11 protein-coding genes are annotated in these 14774 nt (G+C 63.1%); 4 read left to right on the forward strand and 7 right to left on the reverse strand.

The window, feature by feature from the left end; genetic code table 11:
- Positions 1-86 precede the first annotated feature (86 nt).
- From GFY24_RS32670 to GFY24_RS32690, 5 genes are all read right to left on the reverse strand, one after another.
- Entirely contained in the window at positions 87-710 is a 624-nt protein-coding gene (locus GFY24_RS32670) for a hypothetical protein (RefSeq protein WP_153808979.1), read from the reverse strand.
- Positions 707-1537 carry an ImmA/IrrE family metallo-endopeptidase gene (locus tag GFY24_RS32675; RefSeq protein ID WP_153808980.1) on the reverse strand — a complete coding sequence of 277 codons (831 nt, stop codon included), beginning with the start codon at positions 1535-1537 and terminating at the stop codon, positions 707-709. The genes GFY24_RS32670 and GFY24_RS32675 overlap by 4 nt, the downstream gene beginning before the upstream one ends.
- Entirely contained in the window at positions 1534-1872 is a 339-nt protein-coding gene (locus GFY24_RS32680; protein WP_153808981.1) for a helix-turn-helix domain-containing protein, read from the reverse strand. The genes GFY24_RS32675 and GFY24_RS32680 overlap by 4 nt, the downstream gene beginning before the upstream one ends.
- A 451-nt stretch (positions 1873-2323) precedes the next feature.
- Positions 2324-3331 (reverse strand): hypothetical protein, encoded by a 1008-nt coding sequence (locus tag GFY24_RS32685; protein WP_153808982.1) that lies wholly within the window; start codon positions 3329-3331, stop codon positions 2324-2326.
- 574 nt (positions 3332-3905) lie between these two features.
- The gene (locus GFY24_RS32690) at positions 3906-4826 is read right to left on the reverse strand and encodes a hypothetical protein (protein WP_153808983.1); all 921 of its coding nucleotides are present in this window, start codon (positions 4824-4826) and stop codon (positions 3906-3908) included.
- A gap of 351 nt (positions 4827-5177) precedes the next feature.
- Between GFY24_RS32690 and GFY24_RS32695 the strand changes: the two genes are divergently transcribed.
- The 3 genes from GFY24_RS32695 to GFY24_RS32705 all read left to right on the forward strand — a co-directional run bounded on the left by GFY24_RS32695 (position 5178) and on the right by GFY24_RS32705 (position 8321).
- On the forward strand, positions 5178-6518 hold the full coding sequence (locus GFY24_RS32695; protein WP_153808984.1) for a hypothetical protein: 1341 nt from the start codon (positions 5178-5180) through the stop codon (positions 6516-6518).
- A 223-nt stretch (positions 6519-6741) separates the two neighbouring features.
- Positions 6742-7284 carry a hypothetical protein gene (locus tag GFY24_RS32700; RefSeq protein WP_153808985.1) on the forward strand — a complete coding sequence of 181 codons (543 nt, stop codon included), beginning with the start codon at positions 6742-6744 and terminating at the stop codon, positions 7282-7284.
- Complete coding sequence (locus GFY24_RS32705; protein WP_153808986.1) at positions 7281-8321, forward strand: tyrosine-type recombinase/integrase; 1041 nt, start codon at positions 7281-7283, stop codon at positions 8319-8321. The genes GFY24_RS32700 and GFY24_RS32705 overlap by 4 nt, the downstream gene beginning before the upstream one ends.
- Before the next feature lie 509 nt (positions 8322-8830).
- On the opposite strand, the gene mug is transcribed toward GFY24_RS32705, so the two are convergent.
- Positions 8831-9394 (reverse strand): G/U mismatch-specific DNA glycosylase, encoded by a 564-nt coding sequence (mug, locus tag GFY24_RS32710; RefSeq protein ID WP_153808987.1) that lies wholly within the window; start codon positions 9392-9394, stop codon positions 8831-8833.
- Positions 9395-10022: 628 nt separating this feature from the next.
- On the reverse strand, positions 10023-12737 hold the full coding sequence (locus GFY24_RS32715; RefSeq protein ID WP_153808988.1) for an AAA family ATPase: 2715 nt from the start codon (positions 12735-12737) through the stop codon (positions 10023-10025).
- Positions 12738-13152: 415 nt separating this feature from the next.
- Here GFY24_RS32715 and GFY24_RS32720 point away from each other — a divergent pair, with 415 nt between their 5' ends.
- Positions 13153-14748 (forward strand): ABC-F family ATP-binding cassette domain-containing protein, encoded by a 1596-nt coding sequence (locus GFY24_RS32720; RefSeq protein ID WP_153808989.1) that lies wholly within the window; start codon positions 13153-13155, stop codon positions 14746-14748.
- The last annotated feature ends 26 nt before the right edge of the window (positions 14749-14774 follow it).

Genomic DNA, 14774 nt, shown 5'->3' on the forward strand with positions numbered 1-14774 from the left:
TCTCGCCGAACAACAGAATTCGACAGGAGAGCAGATCCGCCGAACCGAAGCGACAGGGTCAGGTTCGCCGGGATCGGAGAACTCTTTCAGTATTCCAATTTCCACAGATCTGCCGAAAGCAATCTCGTTTTTTCGATCGGCACCAATCCATCGTCACAGTCACGCAGCCTGGCGTAGATCGCTTTCATGGCTGCCCGATCGGCGATGCGCCCGATGCCAACCGCACGCTCGAGAATAGTGGTGGTGTTGATAAGGATAATTCGTCCGATGGAAGGGTCTTGTACTCGGAGTCGGTCGAGACGCAATCCTTCGGCGGTTGCCATCGTGGCGCCTGATTGGTCGTCGATGACCACGATAATGTGTCGACCTTGTTCAGCCGCGGCAACTGCGTGGGCGACTACGAGTAGTTCGCCCAGGTCTTTCGCCTGTTTCTTCCGTTCTATCCAGAGCATGCCGTTCTGGCGCGCGCATACGGCTTCCAACGTGTCGGTCCAGTCATCTGAAAGTACTTCGATCCATTTCGGTGTCAGCTTTGACCACACCATCCCGACCCGTTCGAATCGGCGGTCGGTCCGCGCTTTGCGCAGCACCTCGCCTTCAACTGTTTCAGGCGTACTAATCTCACCCAGTACCGCCAGCAACAACCGCTCTTGATTGATCGCCAGAAAGTTCAGCGCTGGACCAGCGTCGATGACAGGTCTGACGCTCATCCAGCGTCGCTGTCGCCGAGGTCGGCGTCGAGCTCACCAAGATCGATCGAGATCTCAGGCAGATCAGCCGGATCACTCCAGATCGGCTTCATCCCGGTGGGTATGAGACCCGCCCCGTTCAATTCGTCTTCCACCAAGTCGACATCGAGCCCTCGCAGAGTCGCAATGGTTTGAATCGAAATAACGTTCTGCAAATATCCCGCGATCGCCCACGCCAGTAGCCGCTGCGGAGCACGTCGGTGATTTGATTCATTCTGCAGAGCCTTGTATTGATCCGACCACCCGAAACGAGCAGCCAGGCGCGGGGTTGTTTCCGACTTCAGCCGCCTCTTTCCCTCGCAGTCGAGGTACCCCACCTGTTCCAGAGAAATTGCCGCCATCGATGGTGAAACCAGGTAGCGTTGTACCACTTTCGATAACAAGCTCAGCTCGTCGCAGTCACGCTCGGTCGCCACCATCTCGCGGACGCCCGTCAGCGGGAGAAGCAAATGCCTTGCGAACGTGTTGGCGCGGACCTCCGCCGAGCCGGACGAATCGACCTGCGGTTCATCGGTCCAGTCCTGAAAGACCACATGAGCCAACTCGTGCGCGAGGGTACTGCGTTGACGCATCGGGTTGAGGGTCCGGGCCACGGCTAGATAAACCGTGCCCCGGTCCTTGTGCCGCATTGTCATCCCGTGCTGATCAGGACCGGTCTCGAGTACGGCTACATCTGCGCCGATAGTCTGCTCGATGAGTGCTACCAAGTCTCCCAAGGGCTGAAACCCGAGGTGGTGATCGTTCCGGAAACGTTCCGCAGCAGCTCTTCCCTCAGCCTCCGCAGTCATCCAATCGCCGCGATCCCCTGGTCGACCAAATATGCGTCGAGCTCCAAAAATCGCAACATCTGCTCGTACATGGATTCCATCGAGGCGCCGTTGACTGAACGTGCCGCGCATTGCAGTCGCCCTGCTACCCGGGATGCCCCGGTGAGTTCGGCCAGCACAACGCCGGTAGCGGCAGCGATCGCCACCAGCTCATTCATCTTCGGAGCTCGGTCGCCCGAGATCGTACGAGACAGCGTCGCCTGAGAAATCCCCGTCTCCGTGGCAAGGTCACGCTGACTCATCCCAGCAGCGACTCGCGCCCTCTCGATCCGGTCGCCCACCGTCATCGCAGTCATGTCCACACCCCCTGAATCACTCAACTCGATTATGATTCAGTATAGAGGTGAACCCTGACCAGAGCAATGAAAACAGCCCAACACGCCCTGCAGACTGAGCTCCATCCAGCCGCAACCATCTGCCATCAGACTGTCGGCGCCGACAGCCGCAGGCATGTGACGCCCTACAGCTTGACGATCACCGGTCCTGCAGCTGGCATCTCAGATCGCTTAGGGCCCGGATGGTTAGGACCTCGTTGTCGCAGGCGCCGAGGGTAGGAGGTTCTGATCGTCGATGACGCGGTTGGTCAACTCAATCGTTGCCAGGTAGACCCAGAAGATCCAATCCAGGTAGAAGTCGTCGTAGACAGGGGCACCTGAGCCAGGTTAACGGCGCCGACGCATAAAAGCGCGGCGATGATGCACATCGACCCCCACACCGCACGTGCTCTAGGCATGCCGACATGTCCGTTTACTCGCGATCGAGTCGTATGAATCCTATTGCGTCACTGATGCACCAACCGAGGACCTGTGGGTCCATGCGGTCTGGGCCGTCCAGTAATCCGGCGCGTAGATCCGCAGCCGGGATCGGCAAGACTCGAGGTCTACGCGCCTGCTCGACCAAACCAGGGAATCTCGCGAGGTCATCTTCGTCGTACTCCTCCACTGGGCGCGATCCCGAAAAGGGTTTATCGACAAAGGTATCCACGACGCGAGGCCAGTCGGGCATGCCGAACCAGGTCCGGTGCATGCTGCCGAAGCAGGACTTGACCGCGACGAACCACCTCATGTCGTGGTCGTCGCGCTCGGTCAGCTGGGCAAAGTACTCCAGTGCGCCCTGGGCACCCGTCGCCCATTCGCTGTAGTACTCGCCGAGTAAGTCGGCGACGGTCCTCGACCCGGCCGCAATCCTGTCCGGACGCACTACTTCACGAGACAGTCGGTCCCACGCGGCAGGTGTCCGATCCTCCGCTTCCAGGAAGTCTCGCATCAAGCGGAAGACAGCCACGTTCGCCGCGAACATCTCGCCATCACTGATACGACTGAGCCCACTGCTCGCATGAGCATCCTCGACAACAGTGTTTCGCCATACCCCCAGCATCATCGAATACGCCGCGACCGCAAGTTGATCGGCACCGATGCGGTCGACATGATTCTCCGCGTAATACTCCTGTCCTTGTTCCAGTGTCCAAGTAGCCATATCCAGCGGACTGTTCACCGGCCGGTAGATATTTCCATATTCCACGGTTCGTTCAATCGTGACGAAACCCTTCGATTCCAGACGCGCCAGCTTGTCACGGACGGCCTTGACCTGTTGGGCATCGATGTCGTCCTCGTCAATCTCCCAGGAACGCGGGTGCACCATCTTCGCGATCTGCCGCGCTTGTACGCCCCGTGGGAACAAGTCGACGACATCCACGATTCGCCGGTATTCAGTTTTCAGGGCCTCGTACGCAGCAACTTCCGATTCGCTTCTCATGCACTCCTCCGAAAATCAGAACGGGCGATGCCACCGCACTGCTCCGCGAACAAGTCCTACAGCGCCAGCTCATGCAGCTCCCTGCGCGATAGATCTCAGCCGCCGACGAACCATCATGCCGCGCAATAGAATCCGACACGCGACAAACCAGGTTCACCACACGACACCGCGGCAGCGACGACTCACACCGGTGAGACATGGCCGTGCGCGGACGACGGAGCGCAGGGCGGACCTCATTCGCCAACTACAGTCGGGCAATCCATACTCGGATTGTCGCCTGAATAGCGCTTGCCTGACGAGCGTCGTAGTACCTACCGGAATTGCGTTGCCCCACTTCGAGCAACGGGAACGGCTCCAATCCAAATGTCCGGATGCTGTGCCGCGCACTGTGATCGCGGGGTCGTTCATCTGGACTTCTCCGCGCCAGCCAGCCCACGCCGCCAGACCCTGTGCGACCTGGGCGATGTAGCGATCACTGGCCCGGCCGACTCGATGACGCGCTCAGAGGTTGACCGCCACCCCATCTCCGGTGCCGATCAGCCACTCGAACAACGGGAGATGCCGGTCGTGTGGCTCACCGCCAGCGTCGCGGTGGGGTCTGAATGTATCGCACAGGGATCTCGGCTGGATTCAAGGGACGTTCGACGACCGGGCGAACATTCGCCGGAGTGATTCGCTCCTCGTCATGGGTACGTTCAAGTGTCTCGGCGAGCAAGCTGTTGTGGTCCTTGACGATATCGATGAGCCGAGTCACGAGAACATCGAGCCTGTGCACCTCGGCCTCGGCCGCGGCGAGTCGCTCCTGCAGGGTCACCGCCCGATGTCCACACCACTGGCGGAGCAGTTCGTTGTGAGGTCGGTCGTACTCGAGATAGAACTGGTATTCCGTCTCTGGATCCGATGTAGCAGCGTCGGACCTGTTCCGCCCCTGGTACTTCCGTCCCCGCTTGCAGTGCTCGCGCTTCTCGTTCTCCTCCTGCGTTATCCATTCCAGAATGGGCATGGGGTTTCGGCGGCAGACGAGCTCCGCACACCGGAGCGTGCCTGCCGGGGAGAGCAGCGCCTCGTCGTCCAGATCGAAACCGGCGACCTCGGCGAGTACATCGGCGAGCGGTGCGCCGATGATCTGCTCGAACTTGACTCGATCACGAACTGCGAGAGCATTTTTGACCTGACGCCAGTCGGTGTAGGCGATCTCCCTGGGTACGAATAGATCGAAGACGGTGCTGATGGCGGATACTTCGGTGTCAGTGAGGTCGTTCTGCTCCTCCAGCCGCCGCCAGTTCGCCATCCGCTGGTCGTATCCGTCGACACCGGCCCATGGGGCGCGCAGCCGAGTACCGGGAATGGTCTCTCGGATGCCGCGTTTGTCCCCATCAACGAACTCGATCTCGACCCGAATCTTCTTCTTGCTCTGTTCGATTCCGAGAATCCGAACCCGCTCCGACGAATCGTAGTCCCGCAACCGATAGATCCACTCGTCTCCGACGTCCATGCTGATTGCCTTCTTCGACCGATGGGTGTCGTACGTTTGCCGACGGTAAGCCTACGTCCTTCGATAAACTTGACAAGCGTCGTTCCTCCGGAACGACGTCCGTCGACACACCCCCTCAGTGCAGTCAGCCGTAGGCCAACCGGCCGGGCTCATCCACCGACGAAAAGCCTGCGGCTGATTGGGATCTGAGTACGGATGCGGAGGTCACGGGGCGAGGTATCAGCGCCATGACGAACCTTGGCATCGCACCGTTTCACGAAAGGCTATGTCGCGATGGCGCGTACGGATCCGATCAATCGAACCCAGTTCGATCTTCTGCAATGGGTGTCCGACGGCTGTCCGGACGGGGTGATGACGGGCCACACACACAAGACCACAGCGAAGGCACTCGAATGGCGTGGGCTCGTCTCGGTTTCGAAGAAGGGCGGAACGTGGCGTGCCGAACTGACCGCGGTGGGGATCTATTACCTCGAACACGGGGACTACCCTGCCGATCACTGGGACAAGAAGCCGACGGCAGTCCGCACGAAAGAGTCGACCACCCCGGTACCGCGCGATGAACAACCGAAACCCACTGAGCCGCGGATAGCGAAGCCACCTCCACGATTGCGACCGGTGGATCAGTTGATCGCTGATCTCGTCCAGGCAGGTGGCGTCTTGCAAATCCAGCGATCTCCTCAGGAAGGCCCCGACTACGACAGGTTGGTGGCATCCGCGATTCGGCACGGAAAAGTACCGGACGGCAAGCTACTCGTCATCGAACGCCGCAACTACTGGGACAAGACAATCACGATCAAACTCGCAGACCCGCCGACATGGACGACTGCGGTCCTCCAACCGGTACCTGTCCCGGAGAAGCCGGCGAAATGGCATCCCGCAGTCATCCGATTGCGCGACGCCGAGGATCGATTGCCGATGAAGCGCCCGCTCCGCAATCGCGCACTGCGGATTCTCAACACGCTCGCGCTCACAGCAGAAGCCAAGGGATACAAGGCCACAACTGGAACTCCATCGGAGCAACGCGGATACGGTCGCCGGAACGAGGTTGGCGCCGAGCTGCAGATCTCGATTCTCGAGCATCCGTTCGCGGTCTCCATCGTCGAGCCGACCGACAAGGTGCCCCACGAAGCCACCGCATCGGAACTGCGTAAAGCCGAGCGAGATTCGTGGGTTCGGATCCCGAAGTACGACCACGTACCCAGCGGGCGACTCACCCTCACGATCACCAACGGCCGCCCGTATCGACAATCGAACTGGACATACAAGGACGACACCGTCATCGACTTGGCTCAGGTGGTGCAGGAACTGGAGTTGCGAGCCGCCGACGCCGAGGAGAAACGCCTGGCGGCAGAACGACAAGCCGCCGAGAAACAGCGGCAATGGGAGGCGGCCATGACCACAGCGAAAGCCGCCTACGCCGACACGCGTCGCGCCGAGGTGCTCGAGGATCAACTACGACGATGGCGCTCAGGACTCGAACTCGACGAGTACCTCGTTGCGATGCAGCGGCATATCGAAACGATCACCGACGTTGAAGAAGCCGCTGCCTCCGCGCAATGGCTGGACTGGGCGATCAGCTATCGCATTCGAATGGATCCGTTTCGGGGTACGTTGCAGATGCCCCCGATTCCCAAACCGAGCGCGGAAGCGCTCAAACCGTACCTGGGCCGATGGAGCTACTGGGGCCCGTAGCGCGATGATGGAACCGACCGCCATGTTCCGCTCGAAAAGTTAATGTTTAAAGAACGTTTGGGTCCGGTCGACCGCGATCCACACGCTGCACGACGAGTCCTGGATGAAGGTGCGCTCTCTGAGCCTGGGTCACGATTTGATCTACCGCTGGCTTTTTCGACCTTGAAACCGATTCCATAGAGCTACATCTCATCAGATCTCGATGCGAATCGAGGTACCGACCGTGCCCTCAACCGACAAGACCGGCGCCACCAACCGGCCCAGTACCGAAGCGCAACCCGACCAGCTGTGCAGCAGCCTGACCAGCGACTGGGGACTTCGTCCCGTGCGCTCGGCATATCTGTCCGACTTCGTCCCCGACTCAGGCACTCACCCTGTCGCAGTACCACTTCCACAACTGCGGGAAGCAACCGCTCCCACCGAACCACCGCTTCGAATCACCACCACGGTAATGAACGACCGCGGCAGGATAGCGACCACCACCCTGATCGAAGAAATGGGTTGGCCTCAGCGACAACCGATCTCGATCACGCTGCACAACCAACTCATCCACATCCACACCACCCCTGGCGACAGCAACCACCGGGTCGACGCGCGACGGCACATCCTGCTCCCCGCAACCATCCGCACACAAGCGCGACTTCATGCCGGCGACCGCCTCCTGCTCGTCGCCGACCCGGAATGCGAATTCCTTCTCGTCTACCCACCCGCCGCGCTGTCGACCCTTCTCCGCACCGCCAGCCCGAACCTGTGGCCATCACGATGAGCAACGCCGAAATCGATGCCGCCAGACTACTTCTCCGAAATCTGGGCATCCGACCCGAAGACCTCCTCACCGCCACAGCGACAAACCCGCCACCCACCTTCGGCGAATACATCCCGCGCCTGGAAAAACTCGTCACCGCGGGCACCCTGCGCACCTACCGCCCCTACTGGCAACGCATCCAAACCCAATGGCCCGACCGCAGAATCAACGAACCCACCACCACCGAACTCCAGCAGCTCGTCGAGGACGCACGCCGACAAGCCCTTGTGCGACGCAACTCGCGAGATGGACGCTCGGCCGGCGAACACATGGCTGGCGCCATCCGTAGCCTCTATCGCCACGCCCGAAACGACGGCTATATCCACCCCAGCACCAACCCCGCCGACACCGTCGACAGCCCCCGTCGGGCACCCAGCCCACGCACCTCACTGAGCCACCGCCAACTCCAGCAGATCGTCCACACTGTCGAAACCACCGGCAACGACCCCGAACTCGACAGCCTGATCCTGCGACTACACCTCGAAACCGCATGCCGCCGCAGCGGAGCCCTCGCCCTGCGCCCCATCGACCTCGACTACGACGACTGCCTGATCTGGCTACGCGAAAAGGACCAATCCGACCGCTGGCAACCCGTCTCCCCCACTCTCATGCACGCCCTCGCCGAACACAGCAAACGCAGCCAACACCCAGAACAGCAACTACTTCGCTACCACGATGGCCGCCCCATCACCGACCGCCGCTACGACCACATCTGGGACCGCGTCGGCAAACACCTCCCCTGGGCCGCCACCCTCCAGATCACCGCGCACTGGCTCCGCCACACCACCCTCACCTGGGTCGAACGCCACTGCGGCTACGCCGTCGCCCGCGCCTACGCCGGCCACCGCGAACCCACCCGATCCGACGGCCCCACACTCACCTACGTCCGCGCCTCACTCCCGGAAGTCGCTGCAGCACTCGCCCTTCTAACCGGTGAGCCACACCCACTCGCCGACACACAGCCAACCCCATACCCCGCCCACAGACAAAGGAGTTGACTCGATACCACCCACTACGCTTCGATAACTACGAATTACCTTAATCACCCAAATGTGACACCCATACGACATGCAAGGCGTTCAAGTCCCGCCTCGCGCACCACTCGAACACCCTTTTCCGTCACCCACGACGGAAAAGGGTGTTCGAACTTTTCACGGGCCCCTCGGGCATCCAGCACCCGATCAGCAACACCGATCGCCTTGTAGACCAACTCCTGTCAAGCTGCAGGTTGCGCCTCGACCACGATCTAGGTTTCCCGACGCCCAGCGCATGCGATACCCGGCGCTGGCTGGCCACCACCTTCACCAGCCACCTGCTCGAACGGGCAACCTGCATGCCCCGGCATCCGTCGCGTTTCGATTGCCCTCACACACCAATCGGCGTCACCGACAACGACTGTGCGGGTTCGAGTCCGCATCACGCATCACTCGAACACCCTTCTGCGTCACCCATGACGCAAAAGGGTGTCTCGAGCCTCTCGGAGCCCCTGGCATACCCAGCAACACGCTCAATTAGCTTCGACCACCTCGCGCAGCGTACGGAATTCCGAGGCCAGGGCGTCGAGGGTGTAGTGGGCGTTGAGCCCGCTGGGGTTGGGCAGCACCCATACCGCTGTCTCACCGATCCGCTCGGATTGAGGGCCGATCGTGGTGCGTGGACGACCGAAGGCCGTGCGGTAGGCGCCGATACCGAGTACGGCCAGTACTCGGGGTTGATATCGCTCGACCCGATCGACCAGGGCGCGGCCGCCCGCGCGCAGTTCGTCAGCCGTCAGTTGCTCGGCTTTGGCGGTCGTGCGTGCGGCCACATTCGTGATCCCCAAGCCCAGCCCGAGCAGTGCATGCTGTTCGTCCGGGCGCAGTTGGCGCGGGGTGAAGCCGGACCGATGCAATACCGGCCAGAACCGATTTCCCGGACGCGCGAAGTGAAATCCGGTGGCCCCGGACCACAGGCCCGGATTGATTCCGCAGAACAGCACACGCAAGTCGGGCCCGATCACATCGGGAAGCGTCTTGTCCTGTGCCGCGGCCAGATCCGCGGGTGACGGCCGAGCTGAGGAACCAGAACCCATTCCCTGAGTCTGCCGGGCGCTCGGCCGACCATGTGCCGCAGGGCTCGGCGACACAGCCAAAGCAGAACCAGACGTTCTCGGTAGAGCTCCTGCTGGCGGCACGGATAGAGAATCAGGGCCAGCACTGGATCGCCAGCGCAGCCACCCGCTCGAGTTCCTCCCGGCTCGCGCCGTCGCGAGCGGACTGGGAAATTCCCTGCAGCACCGCGCACGTATAACGGGCCAGCGACTCCGCATCAGTGTCCGGGGACAGGATGCCCGCGTCGATGTCGGCCCGAATGCGGGTTCCGGAGTCGATCTGGCCCTACACCACCGATGCCCTTGTTGTATACGACGACCTGGCCACCATCCGTACGTGAGCGCTGTCGCATCAGGCCCGCCGCGTCGTCGGGGCAAACCTCGTCAATGCCGCGGCCTGCTCGGCGTACTGGTGGCGTGGGATCTTCGGCAACCTTCCGCTGCCACTCGGTGCGGCAGGATACGAAGGCTCAATCGTCATCGTCGGCCTCAATGGCCCACGCCTGCTGCGAATTCCGCATGGCGGCGCGCTATCGACTGAGATGCTGGGGCGCCGACCGCTAGGCCATCTGACACGTGCCGCATGCGTGCACGAACGATCGACTGGGTATCAGGCGGTCGTATCTTCCTCTGTCGGTAGCAGTCCGGCGAGGTCGGCGCGGGCGCTCACGCCGAGTTTGGGGAAGATCCGATGCAGGTGGGTGCTCACGGTTCTGTGGGATAGGTAGAGCCGCTGGCCGATTTCGCGGTTGGTCAGGCCCTGGGCGGCCATGCGGGCGATGCTCAGCTCGTGCGGAGTGAGTCGATCGCGGGCGGCCGGATCACGGTTCGGGCTGGATTCGCCGGCACTGCGCAATTCCAGCCGGGCGCGGTCGCTCCAGGCAGTGAATCCGAGTGCGTCGAAAGTCTTTTTGGCCGTGCGTAAATGGGTGCGGGATTCGACGGCTCGGCGCTGGCGGCGCAGCCATTCGCCGTACGACAGGTGAAGTCGGCCGCGCTCGGCGGGCCAGGCGGTCAGGTCCGCTTCGAGTGCGGCGGTGAAATGTGTTTCGGCGGAATCGGTTTCCAGGAGAGCGTGCGCGTATCGCCATCCGATGTGCACGATGGGCGAGGGAGTGGCGGCTACGACCGATTCCATCTCGTGCAGCAGTTCTCGTAGTGCGTCAGGCTGTCCGGCGCGGGTCGCCGCATCGGCGAGTTCGGCTATGACGCAGGCCCGCAGCGAGAGTGAGTACGAAGGGTCTCGTGGATCGTAGATTCGGCGTAAGTCGGCGAAGGCGTCGTCGTATCGGCCCTCGCCGAGGGCCGCGAGCCCGCGGGCGAGCTGGACCATGCCCAGGATGGGGCGGGCGCCGGAGGCGAGCCCGATCTGTTCGGCCTGGCCCGCCAGGACCACGGCGCGTGGGTAATCCCCTTGGAGCGCGGCGATTTCGCCCTCGATGGCGGTGGCCAGCCCATGCACGAAGGGCTGGCGGGTTTCGCGGGCGAAAGCGGCGGCTTCGTTCGCCGCGGCCGCCGCGGCCGCGAGATCACCAAGCCGGGTCAGACTGCACGCCTGTACGGTCAGCGCGCGGGGCAGCAGGCCGAGCTGCCCGGTGGCGCGCAGGCCCGGCGCGGCCGCGCCGGAGAAATGTACGGCGAGGTCGTAAGCACCCACCTGATGTGCCGCACTACCCAGCAGTCTGTCGATCTGCGGATTACGACCGGAGTCCGAGACCAAGGCGTGCAGCCGGTCCAGGACCTGTGCGCCGCGTTCGAACGGGGCGACCCAGGCGGAGACCGCGACCAGGCGCGGGTCGTCCTCGGGAACGGGAAGCGCGTCGGCGATCGCGAGCAGCCGGTGGCGGGTGTCCGCACCGGGTTCGGTCCAGAAGCAGCGCATGGCCGCGCCCCACAGGATCCGCATCGCCGCGTCAGGGTGCCCGTCGGCGGCGACCGAGGTCGCCAGCGTCGCCAATTCAGCTATGCGTGAGGGGTTTTCGCGGACACCGTCTTCGAATCCACTGAGCAGCCAGGCCGCGGTCGCGTCATGTCGAGGTGTAGTGGGGATCGCGCGAGCGGCGACCACGAGTCGTTCGGCGGCATCGCGCCGACCGGACTCGACGGAGAGTTCGGCGGCGCGCAGCAGACGATCCACGCGTCGAACCGGGTTGTCGCTGAGTTCGGCGGCACGCTCCTGCGCGGCTATGGCACCGCTGCTATGGCGAGCTCTGTCCGCGACCTCGTCAAGTTCGCGTGCTACCTGTTCGTCAGGACCCACTGCGGCGGCCGCCCGCTGCCAGGCATACCGATCCGGATACCCGGTGAGGACGCCGGCCAGCGCGTGGTGGGCACGGGCACGCTCGTCGGCCGTCGCAATCAAGGTCAGGGCGGATCGCATCAAGGGATGCCGGAAGGTGACGGTGCCCGGCCCGAGGGTGAGCAGCCGGGCATCGACCGCAGGTGTGAAGATCTCGGATTCAGCGGGACCATCGAGGAGAACGCCGGTGGCGGAAAGCGTTTCGTCGATCGAGTCGCTGTCGTTGAGGGCGACGACGAGCAGTGCGGTCCGGGTGGAGGCGGGTAGCGTTGCACTACGCGCGGTGAAGGCACGTTCGAGCCGTTCGGTCAGCGGCAGCGTCGCGGGGAGTTCATCGAGATCACCGGCAACGGTCGGCAATTCGGTCAGCGCGAGCGGATTACCGCGGGCCGCGTCCAACAGCCGCGACCTAAGCACTGCGGGCAAATCGGGCGCGGCGTGGTCAAGCAGCGCGGCCGCGTCGTCCTCGGACAACGGTTCGAGCCGCATCGGATTCAGCTCCGCATCCGCCAGCGGTGTGTCCATCCCCTCGCGTACGGTCGCGATCAGCGCGATCGGTTCGGTGTCGATGCGGCGGGCGATGAACGCCAGTACCTCCGCGCTGGCGGAGTCCAGCCAATGCGCGTCCTCTGCGACGATCAGCAGCGGTCGCTCGCCCGCCGCATCGGTAAGCAGCGTCAGCGCCGCGAGGCCAAGCAGGTACACGGTGGGTTCACCGTCGCTGTCCGACAGTCCCAAAGCGGTTGCGAGCGTGTCGTATTGCCGTGCCGGCAACCCATCGAACGCCTTCCGCAACGGATAGACCAGCCGGTGCAGTCCGGCGTAAGCGTAGTTCTGTTCAGCCGCTACTCCGGCGGTCCGCAGCACCTTGAACCCCGCCGCGGCGGCGGTCGCGATCGTTGCTTCCACCAGCGCCGACTTCCCGATTCCGGCCGCACCCTGAATCAGGACCCCACCGTGCTCCTGCGGGCCATCGACCAACACACCCAGATTCTTCAGCTCGGCTTCTCGCCCGAACAGCGGCATGACGCCCGCCCCTTCCGGCCCCAACCTGTTTGCCGGCCTCACCGTGACCCTACCGAAGCGGGATAGTTGCTGGCTCACCGTCGAGGGCGCGGCGCGATAAAGACTCCACGGTCAGTGCCACATGCAGGATGATAATGTGGTCGCGTGCTCATCGACGAGGTCGACAGACTGTAGCCGCCAGTCGAAGGCGGCGTCCCCGATTCACATTCTCCTTTCACTCGAATGTGTCTTTCGCGTGCTCTATTGAGCGCGGACGCTGTTGCGTGCACCCTCACCTGCGCCTGATCGGTTGCCACCTGCCCTGATCCGGCGTGGTCCGTTGCCGGTGCCCGCTGCGCCCGCCTGCCTTCGCCTGCTGCTCGAGACCTGTCTCATATCTCGCAGCCGCTCGTTCGCGAGCAGGAAGAGCCGACTCATGTCTGCATCCACACATTCAGCGATCACCCTGCGGAACCTGACCTTCGAATGGCCCGACGGTGTCCTCGCACTGCACGGCGTCAACGGCGCCTTCACAAGCGGGCACACCGGTTTGGTCGGCCGCAACGGCGCCGGCAAGTCGACACTGTTGCGCCTCATCGCGGGAGTTCTCACACCGACCTCCGGACGCGTCGAAACCACCGGCGAAGTGGGCTATCTCCCGCAGACGCTCACTCTCGACCGCGACACCACCATCGCGCAATTACTCGGAATCGCAAGCACACTCGCGGCCCTGCGCGCAGTCGAGGCAGGCGAGGTCGATGAGGTGTTGTTCGAAACAATCGGTGACGATTGGGATATCGAATCCCGCGCCGACGAAGCGCTACACGAGATCGGGTTCAGCGCAGCCGATCTCGACCGCAAGGTCGGTGAGATCTCCGGTGGTCAGGCGGTTCTCATCGCGATCACCGGACTGCGGATCCAACGCAAGCCGATCACCCTGCTCGACGAGCCGACGAATAATCTCGACCGCGAAACCCGCGCCGCACTGGCCGGATTCGTGGATTCGTGGCCGGGCACCCTGGTTGTGGTCAGCCACGATCTCGAACTGCTCGAGCATATGGATGCCACCGCGGAACTGCACGGCGCGACCCTGGAGACGTTCGGTGGACCCTACAGCGCTTGGCGGCAGTACATCGAGCAGGAACAGGCCGCGGCTCAGCAGGCGGCTCGCACCGCCGAGCAGGCGTTGAAAGTCGAGAAACGGCAACGCATCGAGGCCGAGATCAAACTGGCCAGGCGTGAGCGCACGGGCAAGGCGACACAACAGAACGGCGGCATCCCACGAATCCTGGCCGGCAACCGCGCCAGCAAGGCGCAGGGGTCCGCCGGAACCATGCGCACCACTCTCGACGCCAAAGTGCGTGCGGCCCAGGATGTTCTGGATACTGCGGCTACCAGGGTCCGCCGCGAGGAACACATCCATCTCAACCTGCCCGATCCCGATGTGCCACGCAGCAGGCGGATCGCGGAACTGCGTGACGGCGACCGCACCATCGTCATCCAGGGACCGGAACGAGTCGCCCTGATCGGCCCCAACGGTTCCGGGAAATCCACGCTGATCGAGAACCTCCTCGATGGTCGTGATCCACGACGCGGCACCTTGTACACCGACCGCGTGGGATATCTCCCGCAACGCCTGGATGGCCTCGATGACCAACTCGGCGCGCTGGAGAACATTCATGCGGTGGCCGCCTCCACACCGCCCGCCACCATCCGCAATCAGCTGGCCCGGCTGCTGCTGCGCGGGGACAGTGCCGAACGGCCCGTTTCGACTCTCTCCGGCGGTGAACGCTTCCGAGTCTCCTTGGCCCGCTTGCTATTTGCTGATCCCCCAGCCCAGCTGGTGATCCTCGACGAGCCGACCAACAATCTCGATATCGCCACCGTCGATCAGCTCGTCGCAGCCTTGGCCGAATACCGCGGCGCGCTCCTGGTCGTGAGCCACGACTATTCGTTCCTACGCAGGATCGGGATCGATACGGTCGTCGAACTCGATTCCGAGGGCCGCGTTCAGCCTCGTGGGTCCCTGTAAACGCACTCTGGAAAACGAAGGGAGCG

Origin of the sequence: Nocardia sp. SYP-A9097, assembly GCF_009649815.1 — a bacterium.
In the GTDB taxonomy this organism is placed as follows: Bacteria; Actinomycetota; Actinomycetes; order Mycobacteriales; family Mycobacteriaceae; genus Nocardia.

Bases quoted from the DNA above. Each gene is read 5' to 3' on its own strand.
- GFY24_RS32670 (WP_153808979.1), bottom strand. From the start codon at position 710: ATGAGCGTCAGACCTGTCATCGACGCTGGTCCAGCGCTGAACTTTCTG.
- GFY24_RS32675 (WP_153808980.1), bottom strand. From the start codon at position 1,537: ATGACTGCGGAGGCTGAGGGAAGAGCTGCTGCGGAACGTTTCCGGAAC.
- GFY24_RS32680 (WP_153808981.1), bottom strand. From the start codon at position 1,872: ATGACTGCGATGACGGTGGGCGACCGGATCGAGAGGGCGCGAGTCGCT.
- GFY24_RS32685 (WP_153808982.1), bottom strand. From the start codon at position 3,331: ATGAGAAGCGAATCGGAAGTTGCTGCGTACGAGGCCCTGAAAACTGAA.
- GFY24_RS32690 (WP_153808983.1), bottom strand. From the start codon at position 4,826: ATGGACGTCGGAGACGAGTGGATCTATCGGTTGCGGGACTACGATTCG.
- GFY24_RS32695 (WP_153808984.1), top strand. From the start codon at position 5,178: ATGACGGGCCACACACACAAGACCACAGCGAAGGCACTCGAATGGCGT.
- GFY24_RS32705 (WP_153808986.1), top strand. From the start codon at position 7,281: ATGAGCAACGCCGAAATCGATGCCGCCAGACTACTTCTCCGAAATCTG.
- mug (WP_153808987.1), bottom strand. From the start codon at position 9,394: ATGGGTTCTGGTTCCTCAGCTCGGCCGTCACCCGCGGATCTGGCCGCG.
- GFY24_RS32715 (WP_153808988.1), bottom strand. From the start codon at position 12,737: ATGCCGCTGTTCGGGCGAGAAGCCGAGCTGAAGAATCTGGGTGTGTTG.
- GFY24_RS32720 (WP_153808989.1), top strand. From the start codon at position 13,153: ATGTCTGCATCCACACATTCAGCGATCACCCTGCGGAACCTGACCTTC.